Here is a 22,216-nt window from a genome sequence, read left to right as displayed (position 1 = left end):
GATGGCGCGCGAGCTGAACCCTGAGAAGCAGCCGGAGGACGAGGACAGGGCGCTGCGCCCCGAGCGGCTGGACGATTTCATTGGACAGGCGGAGGCGCGCAGCAACCTGCGCGTCTTCATCGAGAGCGCCCGGCGGCGCGGGCAGGCGATGGACCACACGCTGTTTCACGGGCCGCCGGGCCTCGGCAAGACGACGCTGGCGCAGATCATCTCGCGCGAGCTCGGGGTGGGCTTTCGCATGACCTCCGGCCCGGTGCTTGCCCGGGCGGGGGATCTGGCCGCGATCCTCACCAATCTCGAGCCGCGGGACGTGCTCTTCATCGACGAGATCCACCGGATGAACCCGGCGGTGGAGGAGGTGCTCTACCCGGCGCTGGAGGATTTCGCGCTGGACCTCGTCATCGGCGAGGGGCCGGCGGCACGGACGGTGCGGATCGACCTGCCGCCCTTCACGCTCGTCGGCGCCACGACGCGGCTCGGCCTGCTGACGACGCCGCTGCGTGACCGCTTCGGCATTCCGACGCGGCTGAGCTTCTACACGCCGGACGAGTTGTTCCAGATCGTCACTCGCGCCGCCCGCCTCATGGGCACCCCGGCGGAGGAGGCGGGCGCCCGCGAGATCGCGGCGCGCTCACGCGGCACGCCGAGGATCGCAGGAAGGCTGCTGCGGCGGGTGGCGGATTTCGCCATTGTCGAGGGCGACGGGGAGATTACGCGGCAGGTGGCCGACGGTGCGCTGACGCGGCTCGGCGTCGACGCCCTGGGCCTCGACGGGGCCGACCGGCGCTACCTGAGGTTGATCGCGGAGAGCTACGGCGGCGGCCCGGTGGGGGTGGAGACTCTCTCGGCGGCGCTGTCGGAGAGCCGCGACGCCATCGAGGAGGTGATCGAGCCCTTCCTGCTGCAGCAGGGGCTCATCCAGCGCACGCCGCGAGGGCGGGCGCTGGCGATGGCCGCCTGGCGGCACCTTGGGCTCGACCCGCCGGGGCAGGGGGCTCTGGACCTCTAGGCGCCCGCCGCAGGGCTTGGCGGTGCGAGCGGCATCTGCCCAATCACGCGACTAGACGTCTACGACGGCCCACGTCGGCACCGGCGTCGCCGGTTCAGAAGAGCTCGACCGGGTTCGCGGCGGGGGGCGGCGGGCGGACGGGGCGCAGATCCTCCTTGGCGTCGGAGCGGGGCACGAGCATCTGGCGGGCGTCGCCGGTCACCGGCTCGAAGCGAATGCGGCGCGCGCTCTCCCCTCCGACGCTTTCCGCGAGGCAGGGGATGTTCTCCGCCCGCAGGAACTGGCGCACGAAGGCGATGTTGGCCTCGCTGACATAGGAAAAGCGCTGCGTGATGCGCCCCGCCCCGAACACCTTGGCCGTGAGCTTGGAGCGCATGGCGCCGCGCTTTATCATGTCGTTGATCAGCAGCTCCATCGCGTGGGCGCCCTGCTTGACGTCCGGCGAGGTGCTGCCGCCCTGCCCCTCGGGGAGGAGGAAGTGGTTCATCCCGCCGATGCGCCGCTGCGGCTCATGCAGGCAGACGGCGATGCAGGAGCCGAGCAGCGTGTTGATCACGGCGCCCGGATCGTCGGAGACGTGGAACTCCCCCTGAAAGATCGTCACGACCTTTCCGCCCATGGCGATATGGCTCATGCTCTCGCTCCCGTTCTTGGCTCGGCGCCGGCCCCGGAGGAGGCGGCGGCTGTCTTGAGAATGGCGGCGGCGATGCCGCCGATGGGCACCTGCTCGCAGACGGCGCCCCGCTCGAAGGCGACGCGCGGCATGCCGTAGACGACCGACGAGGCCTCGTCCTGCGCCAGCGTCATGGCCCCGGCGCGGCGGAGGGCGAGCAGACCCTGCGCCCCGTCGGAGCCCATGCCGGTCAGCAGCACGCCGACGACCTTGCGGGCCCGCGGCACGGCGGAGTGGAAAAGCGCGTCGACCGAAGGGCAATGCCCGGCGACGGGGCCGGCATGGGTGAAACGCAGGGCCGGGGGGCCGGAGGCGCCCGCCAGCTCCATGTGCCGGGGTGTGCCGGCGGCGATGACGACGCGGCCGGGCCGCATCTCCAGCCCCGGCTCCATGGGGCGCACCTCGGCGGCGCAATTGCGGGCGAGGAGCTTGGTGAGGCTGTCGCCGAAGCCCTGCCCGGTATGCTGCACGATGGCCGTGGGTGGGCACTGGGCCGGGTATTCGGAGAGGATGCGGATCAGCGCCTCGATCCCGCCGGTGGAGGAGCCGATGAGGGCGAGCCGCCGCCAGCTTCGCCCGGCCGAGGGGCTGGGGGCGGGGGCGCCGCTGACACGCTTCTTGGGGTTGCGAACAACGGCACGCACCTGCTCCAGGATGCGCTGCGGCGGCGCCGTGAGATCGAGGCAGAAGAGCCCCGAGGCGGTGGGGGCGATGGCCGAGCGGCCGTCGCCGGGACGAGTGCAGAGCGTCAGCCAGCGCGTGTCGATGGCGGTGAAGAGCATCTGCACGGCGCGGAACTCCGGCAGCGTCGCGAGGACATCGTCGACGATGACGAGCGTGGGATCCCGCTCCTCCGTCAGGTTAAAGGTGTCCCGCAGGGTCGCCGCTTCGACGATGTTGGCCGTGACCTTGCCGCCCAGCAGCCGGGTCAGGCGGGCCCGGCAGCGCTGGTCGGGGCTGGCTATGATGATGCAGGGAGACATGTCGCCATGAACCGCCGTTGTCTGGTTTCGTCACGGTTGGCCGCGCCGCCCGCCGGGTGGGGAGGGCGCGGCCGGGTCGTCAGAAGCTCTGCCAGATGCCGGCCTGGTTGGTGCCGTCGATGGCGGCCTCGATGGGCAGAGGCTCGATGTCATCGGCGGCGCCATGGCCCGTCAGTTCGCGCGGGCTGCGGTGCGGGCCCTCGCGGAGGATCTCCCGGGGGGCTTCGCGGTAGGCCTCGTGGGTGGCCGGCGCGGGCTCCGGCGCCGGAAGAGCGGCGGGGGCGGGCGCGGCGGAGAGCGTCGCCAGCCCGGCGCCGCCGGGGGCGGTGACGAAGCGCTGGACGAGGCCAGTCAGCGTCTGCGCATCCTTTTTCAGGATGTGGCTGGCGGCCGTCGCCTGCTCCACCATGGCGGCGTTCTGCTGGGTCACCTGATCGAGCTGGCCGACGCCGGTGTTGATCTCGCCGAGGCCGGTCGACTGCTCGACGGCGCCGGAGGCGATCTCGGTGATCAGGCCGGAGATGTTGTTGACCCGCTCGGCAATGGCATTGAGCGCCTCTCCCGCTTTGCCGACCAGCTTGACGCCGGATTCCACCTGCTCCGACGAGCCGGAGATGAGATCCTTGATCTCCTTGGCCGCATCGGAGGAGCGCTGGGCAAGGGCGCGCACCTCGCTCGCGACGACGGCGAAGCCCTTGCCCGCCTCGCCGGCGCGCGCGGCCTCGACGCCGGCGTTGAGCGCCAGGAGGTTCGTCTGGAAGGCGATGTCGTCGATCACGCCGATGATCTGGCTGATCTGCTCGGAGGAGGCCTCGATCGCGGTCATCGCCGCGACGGCGCTCTGCACGATCTCGCCCGAGCGCCTAGCCTCGCCGCGCGCCTCGCCGACGACCGTCTCGACCGACTTGGCATTGCCCGCCGCGGCGACGACGGAGGTCGTCAGCTGGTCGAGCGCCGTGGCCGTCTCCTCCAGCGTGGCGGCCTGCGTTTCGGTGCGTGAGGACAGGTCGTCGGAGGCCTGGCTGATCTCGGCCGAGCCGTGATTGATGGAGCCGGCCGTCTCCACCACCTGGTCGATGACGCTGGAGAGGTTGGCGAGCGTGCGGTTGAAGTTCTCGCGCAGCGCCTCGTAATCGGCGGAGAAGGGCGTCTCCAGCCGCTGGGTGAGATCCCCCTCGGCGAGGGAGCCGAGCCCGCGGGACAGCGCATCCACGACCTCCGCCTGCTCGGCCTCGCGGCGGGCGGCTTCCGCCCGCTCCTGGTCGGCGAGGCGCAGACGGTCGCGGAAGTCGACAAGCTCCTGCGCGATCTCGCCGATCTCGTCGCCGCGCTCGGCATCGGGCACCGGGCTGGCGTAATTGCCGCCGCTGACCTGTCCCATCGCCTCGCGCACGCGGGTCAGACCGCGGGTGATGTAGGTGATGCTGGCCCAGTTGACGAGGCAGAGGAGGGCGGTGACGACGGCGGTGGCGCCGATGAAGAGGTTCCGCAGCGAGTGGAGCGTGGCGTAGATCACCGCCTCGTCCTGCTGGGCGACCACCTCCCACTCGGTGTCGTGGAAGTTGAGGCGGCTGGCATAGGCGAAGACATCATCGCCGCCGAGGCCGGTGAGGCCCATCAGCACCTGCGGGTCGGCGAGGTAGGCCGGGTCGAAGAGCCGGCGGAGATCGCTCGTCGCGGGCACTGGGTCGAGCACCCGGTAGCTCTCGCCATCGGCGGCGTCGCTGCGCAGGGTTCCGTCGGGGACGGCGAGGAAGATTTTCATCGACTCCTCCATGCCGAAGGGGTCGTTGATCACCTCAGCCACGGCGGACATGCCGACCTGCACCGCCAGCACGCCGACCAGATCGCCCTCCGCGGTCAGCACCTGGGTGGCCGAGAAGGCGGCGGGTTGGCCGGCGCTGGGTGCGTAGGCGGAATAATCGGCGAAGTAGGTCTCGCCCGGCTCGCCCTCCATCGCCTTCAGGTAGGCCTCGGCAAGCCCGCTCTCGGCATAGGGGCCGGTCAGGAGGTTCGTGGCGAAGTCCGCCTCCTTGAAGACCGAGTAGACGAGGTTGCCCCGCGGATCGATGAGGAAGATGTCGTAGAACCCCTTCGCCTCCCGCAGCGCGGCGATCGTCGGGTGATAGGCGGCGTGGTTCATGTTGTAGGGGGTGGGCGCATCGGCGCGCAGCATCTGCTGCCGCTCTTCCGGCGGGTAGGGATTGTTCTCGATGTAGTCGCGTTGCAGCTCGTCCGTCGCCGCGTCGCCCATGAGCGCGAAGGCGCCGGAGAAGCGCTGCGCGGCGGTAATCGTCTCGCTTGACTGCGCGAGGACGAGGAGATCCTCGTCGATCCGCTCGAAGAGGTCGAGGAGGTCGCGGCTGCGCTGCTCGACGACCTGCACGAAATTCTCCCGCGCCGTCTCGACGGAGGCGCTCTTGAGCATCGAGTAGCACAGCACGCAGAAGGCGGTCATCAGCGCGAGGCACACGGCCCCGACGCCGAGGGGAATCTTGATGGCGATCTTCGAGTTCTTCATCATGTCCATTCCTGCGCCACGCCGCGCGCGGGGCGTGGCTGGCCGTCCCTGACCGCGGCGGGCCGCGGCGCTTGAGGTTCATCCTGCGGCGCCGGCTTCTGGCGCCTGTCCGGCGGGCCGGACGTCAAAAGAGGTCGATCGCCTCCATCCCCGACGACTCTGCGGGGACGCGCACCTGCGCCTCGCCGGCGAGGCGCGCCGCCAGGGCATGGAGCGGGACGCCGCCGAATGCCTCGGCCGCGTCGATGCCGTAGTCTTCCGGCAGGCCGCGCAGCGCCGCGCGCAGAAAGCCCGCGACAGCGAGGAGGCATTGCGAGATCGTGTCGAAGCTCTGCAGCGTCTCGAAATCGCACTGCGTGGGGGAGCGGGAAAGGGCGTCGATGACGATCTCCTCAAGGTCGCGCAGCTCGCCGTCTGCCCGCTGCAGCTCGTCGGCGACGTTGCCCAGAAGCTCTCGCAAGGGGTGATAGTGATCCGCCATGGCTCAGAGCGGCCCCACGACCCGTTCGATGCAGGCCTTCATCTGCGCCGTGGTGAACGGCTTCTCGATCAGGTTGTTGAGGCCGAGCTGCTGACCCTGCTGCACGATTTCCGGCGTGGCCCGGCCGGTGACGAGGATGAAGCCGATCTGCTGCGTCATCCGGTTCTGCCGGAGCGCATGCAGCAGCTGCAGCCCGTCCATCTTGGGCATATTGTAATCCGACAGCACGAGGTGGACTGGATTGGCGGCCAGCTTGTTGAGCGCAACCTGCCCGTCATTCTCGGCATAGTTGTGCACGATGCCCAGTTCATCCAGCGTATTGGTGATGATCGCCCGGCTGGTGGACATGTCATCCACCACCATTATTCTGAGCTGATCTTTCAGGCTCATGTCTTCAAGCTCCTTGCCTTCGGCTCCACCGCCCCGGCGACCCGCCTGTAGGAGGTGATGCCAGAGTTTTCATAACAATTGCTCACCTCGCCCGAGAGGCGCTCGGAATGGCCGATGAACAATTCGCCCCCGGGCCGGAGCACGCTGGTCAGCTTCGACCAGACCCTCGCCTGCGTCGGCTTGTCGAAGTAGATCGCCACGTTCCGGCAGAAGATCGCGTCGAACGGCCCCCGGAAGGGCAGCTCGTCCATCAGGTTGAGCACACCGAAGGTGACAAGGCGCGTGACCTTGCTGCTCAACTGGTAGTTGCCGGGCCGGGGCTGGCTGCACTCCGACCGCATGTCGGGCGGCATGGATTCGTATTCTTCCGGCAGGTACGTCGCCGCCTTCGCCTTGGCGATGATCACCGGGTCGATGTCGGTCGCGAGGATCTTGATGTCGAGATCCGCCGCCTCGGGGCAATGACGCACGATGCACATGGCCAGCGAGTAGGGCTCCTGCCCGGAGGAGCAGGCCGCCGACCACAGCCGCACGCGCCCGCGCTTTCGCGCCCGGGCGATGAGATCCGGCAGAAGCGCCTTCTCCAGCCGCGTGAAGTGGTGCGCCTCGCGGAAGAAATGCGTGGTGTTGGTCGTCAGCGCGGTGAGGAAGTCGAGCTTCTCGTTCTCCCACTCCGGCCCCTTGAGGAGGGCGACGTAGGCAGCGAAATCGGGCAGCTCGTGCTTGCGCAGCCGCCGTGCCAGCCTCGAATAGACGAGGCTGCGCTTCGACTCGGTGAGGTAGAGCCCGAAATGCCGGTAGGCGAGCTGGGCGATGGCCGCGAAATCGGCCTCGGTCAGCTCGAATTCTCCCCCCCGGCGGGCGGGCGGCTGGTGTGCGGCCACGTGTGTCATGCTCCCTGCCTCGCCCCCGTCAGGCGACAGCGCGCGAGAAGCTGCCGGTGACGAAGCGCAGATCGAGGATGCGCGTCATGTCATCGGCCAGCGAGATCACCCCCTGGATGGCCTCGCGCGTGCTCTCGGATTTGACGTCCGGCGTCGGCAGCAGCTGATCCTCGGTGACGGAGAGGATTTCCTGCACCGTCTCGGCCAGCAGCCCGAAGAGGTTGTCATCCATCGCCACGACGATGACGACATTGCGCTCGCTCGGGTCGGTGATGCCGAGGCCGAGGCGCGAGGCCATGTCGTAGATCGGGATGACGGCGCCCCGCAGGTTCATCACACCCAGGACACCATTGGAGGCGTGGGGCAGGGGGGTCACCGGTGTCCAGCGACGGATCTCGCGGATCTTCTGGATGTCGAGGCAGTAGTTCTGCCCGGCGACGGTGAAGGTCACGAACTTCAGGTCGCGGCCAGAAAGGCTCTTGGTCACGTCTTCACTCATCGAAGAACTCCATCGCTTGAAGGATTGGGGCGCCGGCATCGGCCCGGCTGCCGCCGATCTGCACCACGCCGTCCGGGTCGAGGATCAGGGCGATCTTGCCATCGCCGAGGATGGTCGCCGCAGAGATGCCGGGGATGTCGCCGAAGGAGCGGTCGAGGCTCTTGATGACGACCTGCCGCTGGTCATGGATGGCATCGAGCGCCATGGCGCATTGGCCCCGCTGCTCCGTCTCCACCAGGATCAGCACCGACTTGGTGATCGGGTTGGACTGCCCGTGCATGCCGAGGCTCGACGCCACGTCGATGATCGGCACGTAGGAGCCGCGGATGGAGAGAACCATCTCGCCGGAGCCGACCTTGTGGATGTCCTTGTCCGTCGGGCGGATCGTCTCCAGCACCGAGGCGATGGGCACCACCATGGTCTGCCCCTGCACGGAGATGACCATGCCGTCCATCACCGCCAGCGTCAGCGGCAGGATGATGGTCAGCGTCGTGCCCTTGCCCGTCTCCGACGCAATGGAGACGCGGCCGCCGAGCGCCTGGATGGCGGTGCGGACGACATCCATCCCCACGCCGCGGCCGGAGAGGTTGGAGACCTCGGTGGCCGTGGAGAAGCCGGGCATGAAGATCAGGTTGTCGATCTCGCTGTCGCTGAGTTCCGCGTTCGGGGGCACGAGGCCCTTCGACGTGGCGATCTCGAGGATCTTCGGCCGGTTGAGGCCCGCCCCGTCATCGGTGATCTCGATGAAGATCGAGCCCGAGCGTTGTGAGGCGGAGAGGCGCACCTCACCCTCCTCCTCCTTGCCGACCTCGCGGCGCTTATCGGGTTTCTCCAGCCCGTGGTCGATGGAGTTGCGGATCATGTGGGTGAGCGGGTCGGAGAGCCGCTCGATCACCGTCTTGTCCACCTCCGTATGCTCGCCCACCGTCACCAGCCGGGCGCTCTTGCCCGTGGCGGCGCAGGCTTCGCGCACGATGCGGGCCATGCGCTGGAAAAGCGGCTTCACCGGCTGGGCGCGGATGGCCATGACGCCTTCCTGGATCTCGCGGGCGAGGAGCTTGTAATCCTCCAGCTCGACCTCGACATCGGCGCCCTTGGGCAGCTCCAGCTCGGCGATGCGCTGGGAGAGCATCGCCTGGTTGATGATGAGCTCGCCCACGGTGTTGATCAGCCGGTCGACCCGGTCGAGCTCCACCCGCAGGGTCGCGCGGGCATTGGCCCCGCCGCTGCTGCCCTTGCCGCCCTTGGCCTCGTCATCGCCGACGCGCGAGCGCGGGGGAGGAGGAGGGGCGGCCGGGGCAGACTCGGCCGGGGCCGGGGCGGGCGCGCCCGCCGGCGCCGCCGGCGATGCGGCGACGGGCGGCGGGGCCATGGCCGGCGCCTCGGCGGGAGGGGCCGCGCCCTCCGCCTCGGTGATCTCCAGCGTGCAGAGCCCTTCGACGAACTCGAAGATCTTCTCCACCGCCGCGCGGTCGCTGTCCGTCTCCAGCTGCATCGACCACTTGAGGTAGCACTCGTCGGGGTCGAGCTCGTCGAAGGCCGGCAGCTCGTCCGACTGGGCGGAGACCTCGAGCGTGCCCAGCTCGGACAGCGCCCGCAGCAGCAGCATCGGCTCGTGGCCATTGGCCATCATCGCCCGGTCTGGCTGGAAGCGGATCTCGAAGCTGCGCATCGGCGCCACCGGCTCCGCCGCCGGCAGGGCCAGCGCCGAGAAGTCCAGCGTCATGGGCTGGAAGCCGCCCGGCGGCTCGGTGCCGTTGCCGCCGGCAGCGCCGCCTTCGGGCTCGGCCGGCTCGTCGAGGTAGCGCTTCAGTTCCTTGACGACGGAATCGCGGGGGCCGGCCTCGACCTCCGTCTCGTCGCGGGCCGCCTCGACCAGTGTCGCCAGCTGGTCGCCGGCGCGGAAAAGCACAGCCACCAGTTCCGGCGTCACGGCGAGGCGCTCGGAGCGCACCTCGTCGAACACCGTCTCGAACGTGTGGGCGAAGGAGACGAGATCGGTCAGGCCGAAGGCACCGGCCCCGCCCTTGATGGAATGCACGGCCCGGAAGACGGCGTTCACCGTCTCGGAATCATAGGAGCCTTCGTCGATGATGCCGAGGCCTTCGACCATGGCTTCGAGGAGCTCTTCGCATTCCTCGAAGAAGGTATCGCGGATGGAGGGTTGCACGGCCACGGACCTCAGGCTGCGTGCCCGGTAAGGCGCTTGAGGACGGAAATGAGCGAGGCGTCGTCGAAGGGCTTGACGATCCAGCCCGTGGCGCCGGCCGCGCGGGCGCGGGCCTTCAGCTCGTCGGAGCTCTCGGTGGTGAGCACGATGATCGGCACCTTGGTGGCGTTCGGCCCGCGCCTCAGCTCCTCGATGACGCCGTAGCCGTCGAGGTTGGGCATGTTGATGTCGGTGATGACGACATCGGGGCGCACATCGGGAAAGGCGTCGACGCCAAGGCGCCCATCCTCGGCGCAGTGATATTCGAAGCCGGCATTCTCCAGCGACATGCGCAGGAGATTGCGGATGGTGCGCGAATCATCGATCGCCAGAACCTTGGTCATGCTCACTTGTCCTCAAAATCGAATTCGGCCGGGTCGAGGCCGGACAGCTCCAGCCCCTCCATGAAGGCCTCGCCGGCGCCCGTCAGGCGCAGGGAGGCGCCCGCAGCGCGCCAGTGGCGGCTGGCGCTCACCAGAATCTGCAGGCGCTGCGCATCGCACAGGCCCACCTCGGAGAGGTCGATCACGGCCGGCCCGCCCGCGGCCCCCTTCAGGAAGGCGTAGAGCGGGTCGGCCCCGCTCTGCGCCCGCTGCGCTTCCATCCGGTAGCTCTGCCCCGTCTCGGTCACGTCTCGTCTCCCGGCTGCCGCGTTTCCCCTGGCGCCGGGCTGCCGCCCCCTCTGCGCCGGACCCCCGCATAGGCCCCCCGCTTTAAGAAAACGTTCCCGCCGCCCGCCTCCGCGCGCCTCTTCCCCCCTTTCATCTGGCCAGAAATACCGCGGGGGTGTGGGGGCAGAGCCCCCACCGCACTCAAGGGCGTGCGCCGCAGGCGCTCCGCAGAACAGCCGTCACGCCGGCGCCCCCGCCCGCAGCGACGCCTTTCCATTGCGCCCCGGTCCGGCGAGGATGGCCCCATGGCCCATCGCTTCACCACCCGCGTCTATTACGAGGACGTCGATCTCGCCGGCATCGTCTACTATGCCAACTACCTGCGCTTCATCGAACGGGCGCGTTCGGAATGGGTGCGCGAGCTGGGGCTCGACCAGCGGGCGCTGAAGGCCGAAGGGCTGGTCTTCGCGGTGCGGCGGATCGAGGCCGATTACCTCGCGCCCGCCCGTTTCGACGACGTGATCGAGGTCACGACGGCGCCGGAGCGGGTGCAGCCGGCGCGGGCGCTCCTGCTGCAGGAGGTGCGCCGGGGGGCGGAGCTGCTCTTCGCCGCAAAGGTGACAATCGTCGCCATCGGCCCCCGCGAACGCGCCGTCCGCCTGCCCCCGGCGCTGCGCGCGGCGGCGCCGGAGCAGGCCCCGGCCGAGGCCCCGGGAGAGGGCGCCGGCGGGAAAACGCGGGCTTGACCGCAGGGGCGTTGGATTTCTCCCGCTCCCTGCGCTAGAATCACCTCCAAACGGCCCCCCAGACGGCCGAGGCAGAAAGAGCAGAGCATGGATATCGCCACCGATTACACGATGTGGGCGCTGTTTGCCCGCGCGACCCTCATCGTCAAATTGGTGATGGTGATGCTGGTCGCGGCCTCCGTCTGGTGCTGGGCGGTGATCATAGACAAGTTTGTCCAGTACCGCCGCGCCCGGCGCGAGGCGCGCATCTTCGACGAATCCTTCTGGTCCGGCGAGCCGCTCGACGGGCTCTTCGACCAGATCGGCACCAACCCCTCGGGGCAGAGCCAGAAGATCTTCGTCGCCGGGATGCTGGAATGGCGTCGATCGCACCGGCAGGACGGCGGGTTGATCGCCGGGGCGCAGGCGCGGATCGACCGCAGCATGGATGTCGCCATCGCCAAGGAGGCGGGCGAATTGCAGCGCGGGCTGCCGGTGCTGGCCACCGTCGGCTCCACGGCGCCCTTCGTCGGCCTCTTCGGCACCGTCTGGGGCATCATGAACGCCTTCATCGAGATCGCTGAGGCGCAGAACACCAACCTCGCGGTCGTGGCGCCCGGCATCTCCGAGGCGCTGCTGGCCACCGGCCTCGGCCTCCTCGCCGCCATCCCGGCGGTCATCTTCTACAACAAGCTCTCGGGCGATGCCGACCGGATCATCGCCGGCTACGAGGCCTTCGCCGACGAGTTCGCCACCATCCTCTCGCGCCAGCTGGACAGCTGACATGGGCGCCGGGGTCCAGAAGAAGGCGGAGGGCGGCGGTGGCCGCAGGCGCCGGCGCGGCCGCGCCGTCCCGATGGCGGAGATCAACGTCACGCCCTTCGTCGACGTCATGCTGGTGCTGCTGATCATCTTCATGGTCGCGGCGCCGCTCATGACGGTGGGCGTGCCCGTCGAGCTGCCGGAGACGGCGGCGGGCGCCCTGCCGAGCGATCAGGAAGAGCCGCTGACGGTGACCATCACCGCCGAGGGGCAGGTGCTGATCCAGACGACGGAGATCCCGCCGGAGGAGCTGATCCCCCGCCTCTCCGCCATCGCGGCCGAGCGCACCTCCGACCGCATCTTCCTGCGCGCCGACGGCGCCAACGCCTGGGCGCGGGTGGCGGAGATCATGGGCGCGCTCAATGCCGGCGGCTTCACCAATATCGGCCTCGTCACCGATCCCGGCGGGCCGACGCTCGACGGCGGCTTCGGCGCCGGCGGGCTGGGCGGTGATGCCGGCCTCGGCGGAGCGGCCGTGCCGGCGGATGCCGGGGCCGGGCCCGACTCCGGCGTGGGGGCCGCGGCGGACGGCTCGGACGGGTAAGGCCAGACATGAGTGTCGGCGGATATCTCTCGGGCGCCGGCCATGCCGCCCTGATCGTCTGGCTCTTGGCCGGCTGGGGGCTCGACAACGAGCCTCTGGACTTCGAGATTGCCGAGGTCTCCATGGTCTCGGCCGCAGAATATGCCGACATCGTCGCCGCCACCACGCCGCAGGCCGAGGCGGATCTGCCGCCCGCCCCCGAACCGCCGGAGGTGGACGACACCGCCGAGCCGGCGCCCGCCGCGCCGCAGGCCGAGGAGCCGGTGGAGACGGCCGAGCCCGAGCCGCCGCTCGAGGCCCCGCAGGACGAGGCGCCGCCCCCCGAGGCCCCCGAGCCGCCGGCGGAGGTGACGCCGCCGCCGCAGGACATCCCCGATCTGCCGCCTCAGCCGGAGCCCGAGCCTCTCCCCGAGGCGCAGCCCGAGCCGGAGCCGGAGCCGCAGCCCGAGCCGGCGCCGAGCGACCTGCCCACCCTGCCGCCTCTCCCGGAGGCGGAGCCGCAGGTCGTGCCCGACGTGGTGACGGAGGTGGCCCCGCCGCCGCAAGCCGACGCCCCCGACGTGGCCCTCCGCCCGCAGCCCCGCCCCTCCGAGCGCGTCTCGCCCGAGGCGGCGCCCGAGAGCGACGCGCAAGTCGCCCCCGAGGTTCAGGAGGCCGTCGAGGCGGAGGCCGAGGAGGCCGAGGTCGTCGAGGAGCCGCCGCAGGAGGCGACCGCCCCTGAGGAAGCGGCGCCGGAGATCGTCACCGAAGCCGAGGAGCCGGCCGGCACCATCGAGACGGCGGTGCAGAGCGCCATCCGCCCGCCCAGCCGCCCGGCCAACCTCGCCGCGCAGCCGGCTCCGGTGGCGGATGCGCCCGAGACGACGGCGGAGAGCACGCCCGAGAGCACCGCGGATGCCGAGGCCGACGCGCTGGCCGAGGCGCTGGCGCAGGCGACCTCCGGCAGCGACAGCGGCTTCGCGCCCGACGTCGAGGCCGGCGCCCCGGCCGGCGGCAGCCAGCCGCTGACGGCGGCGGAGCAGGATACCTTCCGCGTCGCCGTGCAGGGCTGCTGGGTGCTCGACCCCGGCTCCGAGGCGGCGATGGTGACAGTCACGGTCGCCTTCGGCCTGACCCGCGAGGGCCGGGTGGAGAACAACCAGGTGGCGATGATCGGCAATTCCGGCGGCGCACCGGCGGCCGTCAACTCCGCCTTCGAAGCGGCCCGCCGCGCCGTGCTGCGCTGCCAGGGCGAGGGCGGCTACCCGCTGCCGGGCGACAAGTACGACAGCTGGCGGACGGTGGAGATGACCTTCAACCCCGCGGACATGCGGACCCGGTGAGGTGAGCGGCTGAGGGCGGGGCGGCCTCGCCTTCGGCAATCGCCCGCCCGCCCTCCATATCCCTGTCCGCGCTGACTCCAGCGTGCGGGGTGTGGAGAGGTATATCCATCTGCTGAGAGGCCGTTTGCTGGCAGGTCTGCCCGCAAACAGGCCTCCTGGATGGTGAGGGCGAGTCGCCCCGCGTCAAGGAGCTTCGCCCGCCTTTGGCGGCGCCTGCGGCGTCCTTGACCCGGGGCGACTCGCGGCGCGCCGGGGAAGAGGGCGGGGTGGGCTGCGGGGGCCACAGGGGCGTGGGAAATGAGGGGGAGGGCGGGACTGCGCCGTAATCCTGCCGCCGGGACGGGGTATGATCGGCCCATGCTTCGTTGTCTCGCCCTTCTCCTCGCCCTCGCCGCCGCGCCTGCCGGGGCGCAATCCGCGCTCACCACGTTGCAGACGATGGAGGAGGCGCGCGGGTGGGAGGCCGTGGGGCGGCTCGACATCGCCGGCGAAGGGTTCTGCACCGGCTCGCTGATCTCGGAGACGCTGGTGCTCACCGCCGCCCATTGCCTGCACGAGAGCGCCAGCGGCGCACCCATCGGGCCGGAGCGGATCACCTTCCGCGCCGGGCTGCGCGGCGGGCGGGCGCTGGCGGAGCGCGGGGTCCGGCGGGCACTGGCGCATCCCGCCTTCCGCTTCGGCGAGGGCGACCGCACCCAGCGCTCGGCGCATGACCTCGCCCTCCTCGAGCTCGACCAGCCCATCCGCACGCCGCAGATCCACCCGTTCGAGCCCGCCGCCTCCGGTGGGGCGGGGGCGCAGGTGGGCATCGTCTCCTATGCCATGGGCCGCGCCGAGGCGCCGGCGCTGCAGGAGGTCTGCGCGCTGCTGGGCGAGGTCTCCGGCGTGCTGCTCATGGATTGCGAGGTGGAGTTCGGGGCCTCCGGGGCGCCGATCTTCCGGCTGGGGCCCGAGGGGCCGCGAATCGTCTCCGTCGTCTCCGCCAAAGCGGAGGTGAGCGGCGAGGTCATCGCCCTCGGCTCGCCGCTCGCCGGGGAACTGCCGGAGCTCATGGCGCTGATGGAAGAGACGGGCGGCCGCCTCGCCGCCGGCCTGCCCCGGCGCATCGTCGTGGGCGAGGGGGAGCGCAACGACACGGGCGCGAAGTTCGTGCGCCCCGGAGGGTCTTGAACCCCGCGCGCGGGTGCCTAGATCAGCGTCGCGGGACGCCCAGCTGGGGTCCCGCACCAACCCGGCCCCGTCCGTAGCGAGGGGCCACCCGCATGTGTCGCTTCACTGGAGGATACCCCTATGCGCACGTATGACTTCTCCCCGCTCTACCGCGCCAGCGTCGGCTTCGACCAGATCGCCGAGATGATGGACCGCGTGATGGCCAGCGAGCCGCAGGCCAACAATTACCCGCCCTACAACATCGAGAAGACCGGCGATGACGCCTGGCGCATCTCGATCGCCGTGGCAGGCTTCTCCGCCGACGAGCTGAACGTCGAGGCCCGCGAGAACGCCCTCGTCATCACCGCCCGCAAGGACGGCGACGAGACCGAGCGCCGCTACCTGCATCGCGGCATCGCCACCCGCGCCTTCGAGCGCCGCTTCACGCTGGCCGACCACGTCCGCGTTACCGGTGCCGCGCATGAGAACGGCATGCTGCATATCGAGCTGGTGAAAGAGGTGCCCGAGGCCCTCAAACCGCGCCAGATCGAGATTTCCCGCGGCGGCCGCCGCGCTGAGCAGCTGGAGGCCGAAGCGGTCAACTGATCGCCCGGAACGTGAGCTGAGTGGGGGCGGGCCGATTTGGCTCGCCCTTTTTGCGTGGATCAGGCCTGACTGATGACCTGGCCCACCGGCCTGTGCGTCGGAATCCCTCTCGCTGCTTTCGGAAAATCGCGCGCAGCGGTTGGGGAGGGAGCGGAAACCATATGGTTTCCGCCTCCGATTTCCATGTGGAAATCGGCGCCCGAAGGTCAGTGCGCCTCGGCCCAGTTGCGGCCGACGCCGCCGTCGACGACCAGCGGCACGGCGAGCTGCAGGGCCGGCTGCGCGGCGCCTTCCATCACCTCGCGGGCGCGGGCGATGAGGGTCTCCTCGTGCCCCTCTTCCACCTCGAAGAGCAGTTCGTCGTGGACCTGCAGAAGCATCCGCGCCGGCAGCCCCTCGATCGCCGCCTCCATCCGCGTCATGGCGCGTCGGATGATGTCCGCCGCCGTGCCCTGGATGCGGGCGTTGATTGCGGCTCTCCGGGCGAAGCCGGCATGGGGGCCGCGGGCGTTGATCTCCGGCGTCTGGATGCGGCGGCCGAAGAGCGTCTCCACCCGGCCATGCTCCTTCGCGAAGGCGACGCTCTCGTCCATGTAGGCGCGGATGCCGGGGAAGCGCTCGAAGTAACGATCGATGAAGCCCTGCGCCTCGTCGCGCGGGATGCGCAGGTTGCGGGCGAGGCCGAAGCCGGAGATGCCGTAGATCACCCCGAAGTTGATCGCCTTGGCCTGCCGGCGGATGTCAGGCGTCATCTGCTCGATGGGCACGCCGAACATCTCCGACGCGGTGGCGGCGTGGATGTCCTGCCCCTCGGCGAAGGCCTCGCGGAGCTGCTCTATGCCGGCGATATGGGCGAGGATGCGCAGCTCGATCTGGGAATAGTCGAGCGACACCAGCACATGCCCCGGCTCGGCGATGAAGGCCTCGCGGATGCGGCGGCCCTCCTCGGTGCGCACGGGGATGTTCTGCAGGTTCGGGTCCGTCGAGGCGAGGCGGCCGGTGTTGGCGCCGGCGATGGAGTAGCAGGTGTGCACCCGCCCGGTATCGGCGTGGATATGCTCCTGCAGGGCGTCGGTGTAGGTGCTCTTGAGCTTGGAGATCTGCCGCCAGTCGAGGATCAGGCCGGGCAGCTCATGCTCCGTCGCCAGATCCTCCAGGACGTCCGCCCCGGTGCCCCAGGCGCCGGTCTTGCCCTTCTTGCCGCCGGGCAGGCCCAGCTCGTCGAAGAGGATCTCGCCGAGCTGCTTGGGGCTGCCCACGTTGAAGGGCCGGCCGGCCTTGGCGGCGATCTCCTCCTCCAGCATCGCCATCTTCTGCGCGAAGGCGTTGGACATGGCGTAGAGGTGGTCGCGATCGACCTTGATGCCGGCCAGCTCCATCCGCGCCAGCACCGGGACGAGCGGCCGCTCCATCCGCTCGTAGACGCGGGTGACCTTCGCGGCGTGCAGGCGGGGCTTGAAAAGCTCCCATAACCGCAGGGTGATATCTGCATCCTCGGCGGCGTACTTGACGGCGTCATCGATGGGCACGCGGTCGAAGGTGATCGCCGACTTGCCGCTGCCGAGGAGGGACTTGATGGGGATGGGCGTGTGGGCAAGGTAGCGCTCGCTCAGCTCGTCCATACCGTGGTTGTGCAGTCCGGCGTGGAGCGCGTAGCTCATGAGCATGGTGTCATCGATGGGCGCGACGTCGACGCCGATCCGGGCGAAGATCTTGGCGTCGTACTTCATGTTCTGGCCGATCTTGAGGATCGACGGATCCTCCAGCACCGGCTTGAGCAGGTCGATGGCCTCGGCGAAGGACATCTGCCCCTCGGCGAGGTCATCGTTGCCGAAAAGCCCCTCGTCGCCGCCGCCCGCCTTGTGGGCGAGGGGGATGTAGCCGGCAAGGCCGGGCGTCACGCAGAGCGAGATGCCGACGAGCTCGGCCCGCATCTCGGAGAGCGAGGTCGTCTCGGTGTCGATGGCGACATGGCCGCGCTCGTAGATGTAGGCGATCCAGCGCCCCAAAGCCTCGGCATCGCGGATGCAGACATACTCCGCCTCCTCGAAGGGGATCTGCGGGACCTCCTCGCGCAGCTCCTCGGCCTTCGGGCTCTCCGGCTCCTTCATCGCCGGCGCCTCGACGCCGAGCTTGTCGGCGGCGCGCTTGGAAAGGGTGCGGAACTCCATCTCTGCCAGGAAACCGAGGAGCACCTCCGGGTCCGGCTCCTTCACCTCCAGCTCATCCAGCGTGACGGGGCAGTCCATAGCGCAGTCGAGCGTGACCAGCTTCTGAGAGATGCGAATCTGCTCGGCCTTGTCGATCAGCGTCTGCCGGCGCTTGGGCTGTTTCACCTCCTCCGCCCGGGCGAGGAGCGTGTCGAGGTCGCCGAACTCGTTGATGAGGAGGGCCGCCGTCTTGAGCCCGATGCCCGGCGCGCCGGGCACGTTGTCGACCGAGTCGCCCGCCAGCGCCTGCACGTCGACCACCCGCTCGGGATAGACGCCGAACTTCTCCCAGACGCCCTCGCGGTCGATGCGCTTGTTCTTCATCGGGTCGAACATCTCGACCCCGTCGCCGACGAGCTGCATCAGGTCCTTGTCGGAGGAGACGATGGTGACCCGGCCGCCGGCATCCCGGGCCCGGCAGGAGAGGCAGCCGATGATGTCGTCGGCCTCGAAGCCCTCGATCTCGATGGAGGGGATGTTGAAGGCCCGTGTCGCGGTGCGCGTCAGCGGGAACTGGGGGACGAGATCCTCCGGCGGCGGCGGCCGGTGGGCCTTGTAGTCGGCATAGAGCTCGTTGCGGAAGGACTTGGAGGAATAGTCGAAGATGACGGCGACATGCGTCGGCGCGTCGGCGCCCTGGTTATCCTCGACCATCTTGAAGAGCATGTTCACGAAGCCGGAGACGGCACCGACCGGCAGCCCGTCGGACTTGCGGGTGAGCGGCGGCAGCGCGTGATAGGCGCGGAAGATGAAGGCCGATCCATCGACCAGCATCAGGTGATGGCCCTTGCCGAAATTGCTCATGGGACGGGTCTCCGTTGGCTGGCCCCAGAGGTGCCACAGGGGGGCGCCGAGGGCCAGAGGGGAGGGCGGTGGGCTTTGGGTGGATGTCCCCCACAGGGCACGAGCCTCGCGGCAGTGGGGGGGCAGCCCACCGCCGCCCTGTCGCCTTCCCGAGAACCACCGTGCCGCGGATCGCTCCCCCTGAAACGTTGCCCCGCCTCCACCCGCGCTGCCCTCACACGCCGGCCCGTGGGGTGGCGCAGCAACGGCTCTGCGGCGCGCTTTATGCCAGCCGAGCTCATCCCAGCTCCCCGCTCAGCGCCCAGCCCAGCCAGAGCGCCAGCCCGCCGGAACGGGCCGGCGCTCGCGCGGCGCCTGCGGCTTTATTCCGCGCGGGGGAAGCGCGGCGGCGGAGCCTCTCGAGCGCTCGCCCCGAGCGAGCCCCCGTAGGGTGGGTTTCCAACCCACCATTGACGGTCCGCCACAAGCGCCTCGGTCGCACGCCAGCCCGTGGGGACGGGCGGGCGCTCGCGCGGCGGCTTGCGGCAATAATTCCGCGCGGGGGAAACAGCGGTGAGGTCGCGCCGCAAGGACGTGGGGAGGGGCAGGGGAGCGAGGCCGAAGGGGCGGCGTCGCGGAAAGCGAGGCAGTCGCCCCGTCGTCAGCCGGGGAAGGTGGGTTGGAAACCCACCCTACGGGGCTCAGTGTGCCTCGTGGCCGTCGCCGTCCATCATCCAGCGGGCGTCGCAATAGGGGCAGTCGATCGCCTCGGCGCCGAGCGGGATCGTCAGCCAGACGCGGGGATGGCCGAGGGCGCCTTCGCTGCCGTCGCAGGCGAAGCGGCGCGTCTTCGTCATCTTCGTTTCGGGGGCGGGGTAGGCGGAGGCAGGGGTACGCGTCACTTGGGTCACTCCGGCTTGGTCAGCAGGGGGCCGAGGGGGCGGCCGCCGAGGATATGCAGGTGGAAATGCGGCACCTCCTGATGGGCGTGGCCGCGGGCATTGGCGATGGCGCGGAAGCCCTCCTCCACGCCGAGAATGCGGCAGACCTCCGCCACGGCGGCGAAGAAGCCCACCTGCTCCTCCGGGCTCGCCTCACCCGCGAAATGATCGAGCGAGACGTAAGGCCCCTTGGGCAGCACCATGACGTGCACCGGGGCCTGCGGGGCGATATCCTCGAAGGCCAGCGCGTGCTCGTTCTCGAACACCGTCTTGTTGGGGATCTCTCCGCGCAGGATCTTGGCGAAGATGTTCTCGGGGTCGTAGTCGAAGCTCATACCCGGGGCCCTTGCTAGTCGGCGAACAGATCAGGCGTGGCGGCGATGCGCGCCGCTTCCTCCTGCCCGACTTGGAGGAAATCCGCAATGGTGCGGGCCAGCTCCGCCTCGCTCGCCCCCTCGCGGAGGCGGTCGTGATGCGGCAGCCCGGCGCTGCGCAGCCCCTCGACCTCGTACGCGATGTCGTGGCGCAGCGTCGGCAGCAGGCGGGCGAGGCCGGCGGCGTCGGTGCCGGCGCCGATCAGGCCCATGCGGCGGGCATGGCCGGTGAGGAAGGCGTCCGAATAGACCGGGTCGATCTCCAGCACGCGCAGCTCGCAGCGGTCAGCCGCGAAATCCTGCAGGTGGTCGAGGCCGGAGGTGTCGAGGCAGATCAGCAGCCGGTCCGTCCCGTGGTGATCGAAGAGCATCCGCATCATCGCCCTGCGGTGCCTCGTCCGCTTGGCGATGGAGGACTGGATGCCGCCAAGATCCGGCAGGGGCGTCTCCTCCTCGTTGAAGATGTAGTCGAGGCAGGGCAGGCCGGTCGCCTCGCGGATGGCGCCGACGAGGCGCTTGGCGACGTGCCACTTCTTGCTGGCGATGACATAGAGCACCCGCTCGCGCCCCATGCTCATCCCCGCCTCCCAGAAGCGCGGCGCGAAGCGGCGCCCGATGCGGCCACGGCCGGTGAGGAAGGCGAAGAGCCGGCGGCCTTCGTTGGAGATGGGGAACTCCGTCCGACCCGACGCCCAGAGGTCGCCGAGCCGGCCCTTCAGCTCGGTCGCCTCGGGGCTGATCTTGCGGGCGAAGAGGTAATCCTGCCCCAGCAGCAGATCATAGTGATCGTTGTAGAAGGTCACCGGCATCCCGTAGTCGGTGAACATGAGGAACGTCAGCGTCCGGCAGCGGATCTCGGCCTCCGGCACGAGGTGGCGGACGAGCGTCTGGAAGAAGGTCTCGTCCGGGATCCACGTGGTGCGAAAGAAGCGGGTGACGTCGGGCCGCTCGGCGAGGAAGGCGAGCACGCCTTCAAGCGTGGCGCGGCGCAGGCACCACCATTGTGAGCCGATTTGGATCGTCAGGTCTGCCGGCGGGCGGCGGGTGAGGCCGAGGGCGCGCTGCGCCTCGATGCTGCGGTAGAAGAGCCACTTCTGTCGCCGCTCGTTGAACCAGTGGCGGACGGTCAGCCGCTCGTCCTTTATGCCGGTCTTGATCCAGTCGCTCTCGTGGAAGTCGAAGCTCTCGATGTAGTCGGCCGGGTCCCGCTCCAGGAGCTCATGCGCCCAGGCGGCGGACTTGATCGCCATGCAGTCGCCGGAGAGGAGGTAGAAGTGGGTCGCCTCGGGGAACGTCGCCAGCGCCGCCTCGGCGGCATTCAGCGTCGCCTGCACGAGGCTCCACTCCCCCCAGCCGCAGCGCACGCGGGGGGCGAAGGTGATGGCGGGGTTGCCGGCGAGGGCTCCGTGCACCTCCTCCCACACTGCCTTCGGCGCGTTGGCATCGACATGGATCGCCATGACATCGCCCGCGGCCGTGAGCTGGCGGGCCTTCTGGATGATGGCCGCCGCGTCCTTGTGGCAAAGTAGCAGGAAGGCGATCTGCGCCATGAGGTCCCCGTGTCACGCCCCTTGGGGGATAGCGTGAAGATGCGTTGTAAAGACAGCCCCCTTCATGGTCATTTGCCGGGCGACGCCGCGCGAAGGGAACATCAGATGGGCTTTCCGGGAACCTGGATGACCGAGAGCGAGAGCATGGTCTACCGCGTGGTGCCCAAATGCGCCTGCTCGACCATCGGGCAGATCATGTACTACTCCGACCACGGGCGTTTCTTCGACGGTGACATCCATGACGCGCAGGAGGGGCTGCACAAGTGGGGGATCGAGGCGAGCCAGGGGCCGATCACCGCGAATGTCGAGGCGCACAGAAGCTTCGCCTTCACCTGCGTGCGCAATCCGTACACGCGCATCCTCTCCAGCTTCTTCGACAAGATCTGCGGCATCCAGCGCAACGGCCGGCGCTACCGGGGCAACCTCGTGCCGCTGCTGGTGCAGAAATACGGGATCGAGGTGGGCAGCCCCGAGGACGGGTTCGAGTTCGACCAGATCAAGAGCTTCCGGCGTTTCCTGCTCTTCGCCCGGGACACCATTCGCTGGAAGAAGCCGATGGCGGCGGACATCCACTGGTCCGCCATGTCGGGGCATATCTCGACCTTCATCGCCAATGGCGGGCGGTATGACGCGATCTTCTGGACGGAGCGCTTCAACGAAGGGATGCAAGGGGTGCTCGACCGTGTGGAGACGCCGGTGCCGGTGTCGCTGGACGATATCCCCCGCTTCAACGAGAGCGAGGGGCACGGGCCGAAGCGGGCGCACCCGGTGGAGGCCTACTTCGACGACCTGTCGATGCATCTCGTCTACGAGATCTACAAGCGCGACTTCCAGCTCTTCCGCTATGACTTCGAGAATCCTGCCAACAAGTTACCCACAGGCGAGATTGACCTCGACGAGGTCCATGTAAAACTGGCCGGATAGGGCAGG

General features: G+C 69.5%; 21 protein-coding genes and 1 pseudogene. 8 read left to right on the top strand and 14 right to left on the bottom strand.

Annotation, left to right across the window (positions count from 1 at the left end):
• The first annotated feature begins 1 nt into the window (after position 1).
• Positions 2-1,009 (top strand): Holliday junction branch migration DNA helicase RuvB, encoded by a 1,008-nt coding sequence (ruvB, locus tag GY170_RS12840; RefSeq protein WP_163894259.1) that lies wholly within the window; start codon positions 2-4, stop codon positions 1,007-1,009.
• A 94-nt stretch (positions 1,010-1,103) separates the two neighbouring features.
• On the opposite strand, the gene GY170_RS12835 is transcribed toward ruvB, so the two are convergent.
• The 10 genes from GY170_RS12835 to GY170_RS12790 all read right to left on the bottom strand — a co-directional run bounded on the left by GY170_RS12835 (position 1,104) and on the right by GY170_RS12790 (position 10,280).
• Positions 1,104-1,643: a chemotaxis protein CheD gene (locus tag GY170_RS12835; protein ID WP_163894257.1), complete on the bottom strand. Its 540-nt coding sequence runs from the start codon at positions 1,641-1,643 to the stop codon at positions 1,104-1,106.
• Positions 1,640-2,665 carry a CheB methylesterase domain-containing protein gene (locus GY170_RS12830; RefSeq protein ID WP_163894255.1) on the bottom strand — a complete coding sequence of 342 codons (1,026 nt, stop codon included), beginning with the start codon at positions 2,663-2,665 and terminating at the stop codon, positions 1,640-1,642. The genes GY170_RS12835 and GY170_RS12830 overlap by 4 nt, the downstream gene beginning before the upstream one ends.
• 79 nt (positions 2,666-2,744) lie before the next feature.
• Positions 2,745-5,186, bottom strand: coding sequence for a methyl-accepting chemotaxis protein (locus tag GY170_RS18405; RefSeq protein ID WP_209316616.1), 2,442 nt, complete (start codon positions 5,184-5,186; stop codon positions 2,745-2,747).
• Positions 5,187-5,310: 124 nt separating this feature from the next.
• Positions 5,311-5,667, bottom strand: a complete 357-nt coding sequence (locus tag GY170_RS12820) for a DUF8776 family protein (RefSeq protein WP_163894253.1) — start codon at positions 5,665-5,667, stop codon at positions 5,311-5,313.
• Between the two features lie 3 nt (positions 5,668-5,670).
• Positions 5,671-6,057, bottom strand: a complete 387-nt coding sequence (locus GY170_RS12815) for a response regulator (RefSeq protein WP_163894251.1) — start codon at positions 6,055-6,057, stop codon at positions 5,671-5,673.
• Positions 6,054-6,950 (bottom strand): CheR family methyltransferase, encoded by an 897-nt coding sequence (locus tag GY170_RS12810; protein ID WP_163894249.1) that lies wholly within the window; start codon positions 6,948-6,950, stop codon positions 6,054-6,056. Before GY170_RS12810 ends, GY170_RS12815 begins: the two co-directional genes overlap by 4 nt.
• 19 nt (positions 6,951-6,969) lie before the next feature.
• The gene (locus GY170_RS12805; RefSeq protein ID WP_163894247.1) at positions 6,970-7,440 is read right to left on the bottom strand and encodes a chemotaxis protein CheW; all 471 of its coding nucleotides are present in this window, start codon (positions 7,438-7,440) and stop codon (positions 6,970-6,972) included.
• Complete coding sequence (locus tag GY170_RS12800; RefSeq protein WP_268960249.1) at positions 7,433-9,610, bottom strand: chemotaxis protein CheA; 2,178 nt, start codon at positions 9,608-9,610, stop codon at positions 7,433-7,435. Before GY170_RS12800 ends, GY170_RS12805 begins: the two co-directional genes overlap by 8 nt.
• Positions 9,611-9,621: 11 nt before the next feature.
• The gene (locus GY170_RS12795) at positions 9,622-9,993 is read right to left on the bottom strand and encodes a response regulator (protein WP_163894245.1); all 372 of its coding nucleotides are present in this window, start codon (positions 9,991-9,993) and stop codon (positions 9,622-9,624) included.
• A gap of 2 nt (positions 9,994-9,995) precedes the next feature.
• Positions 9,996-10,280: an STAS domain-containing protein gene (locus GY170_RS12790; protein ID WP_163894243.1), complete on the bottom strand. Its 285-nt coding sequence runs from the start codon at positions 10,278-10,280 to the stop codon at positions 9,996-9,998.
• 285 nt (positions 10,281-10,565) lie between these two features.
• Between GY170_RS12790 and ybgC the strand changes: the two genes are divergently transcribed.
• From ybgC to GY170_RS12760, 6 genes and pseudogenes are all read left to right on the top strand, one after another.
• Positions 10,566-11,006 carry a tol-pal system-associated acyl-CoA thioesterase gene (gene ybgC / locus GY170_RS12785; RefSeq protein WP_163894241.1) on the top strand — a complete coding sequence of 147 codons (441 nt, stop codon included), beginning with the start codon at positions 10,566-10,568 and terminating at the stop codon, positions 11,004-11,006.
• Between the two features lie 87 nt (positions 11,007-11,093).
• Positions 11,094-11,768: a protein TolQ gene (tolQ, locus tag GY170_RS12780; protein WP_203531319.1), complete on the top strand. Its 675-nt coding sequence runs from the start codon at positions 11,094-11,096 to the stop codon at positions 11,766-11,768.
• 1 nt (position 11,769) lies between these two features.
• A pseudogene (locus GY170_RS12775) lies at positions 11,770-12,240 on the top strand (ExbD/TolR family protein); the annotation flags it as partial.
• Between the two features lie 119 nt (positions 12,241-12,359).
• Positions 12,360-13,673: a hypothetical protein gene (locus GY170_RS12770; protein WP_163894237.1), complete on the top strand. Its 1,314-nt coding sequence runs from the start codon at positions 12,360-12,362 to the stop codon at positions 13,671-13,673.
• Between the two features lie 357 nt (positions 13,674-14,030).
• Entirely contained in the window at positions 14,031-14,843 is an 813-nt protein-coding gene (locus GY170_RS12765) for a trypsin-like serine peptidase (RefSeq protein WP_163894235.1), read from the top strand.
• 120 nt (positions 14,844-14,963) lie between these two features.
• Complete coding sequence (locus tag GY170_RS12760; protein WP_163894233.1) at positions 14,964-15,428, top strand: Hsp20 family protein; 465 nt, start codon at positions 14,964-14,966, stop codon at positions 15,426-15,428.
• A 206-nt stretch (positions 15,429-15,634) separates the two neighbouring features.
• On the opposite strand, the gene polA is transcribed toward GY170_RS12760, so the two are convergent.
• From polA to GY170_RS12740, 4 genes are all read right to left on the bottom strand, one after another.
• Positions 15,635-18,442: a DNA polymerase I gene (gene polA / locus GY170_RS12755; protein WP_163894231.1), complete on the bottom strand. Its 2,808-nt coding sequence runs from the start codon at positions 18,440-18,442 to the stop codon at positions 15,635-15,637.
• A gap of 680 nt (positions 18,443-19,122) precedes the next feature.
• The gene (locus GY170_RS12750; RefSeq protein ID WP_163895358.1) at positions 19,123-19,278 is read right to left on the bottom strand and encodes a zinc-finger domain-containing protein; all 156 of its coding nucleotides are present in this window, start codon (positions 19,276-19,278) and stop codon (positions 19,123-19,125) included.
• A 50-nt stretch (positions 19,279-19,328) separates the two neighbouring features.
• Complete coding sequence (locus GY170_RS12745; protein WP_163894229.1) at positions 19,329-19,697, bottom strand: HIT domain-containing protein; 369 nt, start codon at positions 19,695-19,697, stop codon at positions 19,329-19,331.
• 14 nt (positions 19,698-19,711) lie between these two features.
• Positions 19,712-21,286, bottom strand: coding sequence for a DUF5928 domain-containing protein (locus tag GY170_RS12740; protein ID WP_163894227.1), 1,575 nt, complete (start codon positions 21,284-21,286; stop codon positions 19,712-19,714).
• A 105-nt stretch (positions 21,287-21,391) separates the two neighbouring features.
• Between GY170_RS12740 and GY170_RS12735 the strand changes: the two genes are divergently transcribed.
• Positions 21,392-22,210: a sulfotransferase family protein gene (locus tag GY170_RS12735; RefSeq protein WP_163894225.1), complete on the top strand. Its 819-nt coding sequence runs from the start codon at positions 21,392-21,394 to the stop codon at positions 22,208-22,210.
• Positions 22,211-22,216 lie beyond the last annotated feature (6 nt).

This window comes from Pseudoroseicyclus tamaricis, assembly GCF_012070395.1.
Lineage (GTDB): Bacteria > Pseudomonadota > Alphaproteobacteria > Rhodobacterales > Rhodobacteraceae > Pseudoroseicyclus_A > Pseudoroseicyclus_A tamaricis.
This window is presented reverse-complemented; position numbering and strand designations above follow the sequence as displayed.

What these genes read in the sequence shown, in the direction of transcription:
- GY170_RS12795 (WP_163894245.1), bottom strand. Translation starts at nt 9,993, where the DNA reads ATGACCAAGGTTCTGGCGATCGATGATTCGCGCACCATCCGCAATCTC.
- GY170_RS12735 (WP_163894225.1), top strand. Translation starts at nt 21,392, where the DNA reads ATGGGCTTTCCGGGAACCTGGATGACCGAGAGCGAGAGCATGGTCTAC.
- GY170_RS12740 (WP_163894227.1), bottom strand. Translation starts at nt 21,286, where the DNA reads ATGGCGCAGATCGCCTTCCTGCTACTTTGCCACAAGGACGCGGCGGCC.
- GY170_RS12805 (WP_163894247.1), bottom strand. Translation starts at nt 7,440, where the DNA reads ATGAGTGAAGACGTGACCAAGAGCCTTTCTGGCCGCGACCTGAAGTTC.
- GY170_RS12810 (WP_163894249.1), bottom strand. Translation starts at nt 6,950, where the DNA reads ATGACACACGTGGCCGCACACCAGCCGCCCGCCCGCCGGGGGGGAGAA.
- GY170_RS12760 (WP_163894233.1), top strand. Translation starts at nt 14,964, where the DNA reads ATGCGCACGTATGACTTCTCCCCGCTCTACCGCGCCAGCGTCGGCTTC.
- polA (WP_163894231.1), bottom strand. Translation starts at nt 18,442, where the DNA reads ATGAGCAATTTCGGCAAGGGCCATCACCTGATGCTGGTCGATGGATCG.
- tolQ (WP_203531319.1), top strand. Translation starts at nt 11,094, where the DNA reads ATGGATATCGCCACCGATTACACGATGTGGGCGCTGTTTGCCCGCGCG.
- GY170_RS18405 (WP_209316616.1), bottom strand. Translation starts at nt 5,186, where the DNA reads ATGAAGAACTCGAAGATCGCCATCAAGATTCCCCTCGGCGTCGGGGCC.
- GY170_RS12835 (WP_163894257.1), bottom strand. Translation starts at nt 1,643, where the DNA reads ATGAGCCATATCGCCATGGGCGGAAAGGTCGTGACGATCTTTCAGGGG.
- GY170_RS12765 (WP_163894235.1), top strand. Translation starts at nt 14,031, where the DNA reads ATGCTTCGTTGTCTCGCCCTTCTCCTCGCCCTCGCCGCCGCGCCTGCC.
- GY170_RS12820 (WP_163894253.1), bottom strand. Translation starts at nt 5,667, where the DNA reads ATGGCGGATCACTATCACCCCTTGCGAGAGCTTCTGGGCAACGTCGCC.
- GY170_RS12830 (WP_163894255.1), bottom strand. Translation starts at nt 2,665, where the DNA reads ATGTCTCCCTGCATCATCATAGCCAGCCCCGACCAGCGCTGCCGGGCC.
- GY170_RS12750 (WP_163895358.1), bottom strand. Translation starts at nt 19,278, where the DNA reads ATGACGAAGACGCGCCGCTTCGCCTGCGACGGCAGCGAAGGCGCCCTC.
- GY170_RS12770 (WP_163894237.1), top strand. Translation starts at nt 12,360, where the DNA reads ATGAGTGTCGGCGGATATCTCTCGGGCGCCGGCCATGCCGCCCTGATC.
- ybgC (WP_163894241.1), top strand. Translation starts at nt 10,566, where the DNA reads ATGGCCCATCGCTTCACCACCCGCGTCTATTACGAGGACGTCGATCTC.
- ruvB (WP_163894259.1), top strand. Translation starts at nt 2, where the DNA reads ATGGCGCGCGAGCTGAACCCTGAGAAGCAGCCGGAGGACGAGGACAGG.
- GY170_RS12745 (WP_163894229.1), bottom strand. Translation starts at nt 19,697, where the DNA reads ATGAGCTTCGACTACGACCCCGAGAACATCTTCGCCAAGATCCTGCGC.
- GY170_RS12815 (WP_163894251.1), bottom strand. Translation starts at nt 6,057, where the DNA reads ATGAGCCTGAAAGATCAGCTCAGAATAATGGTGGTGGATGACATGTCC.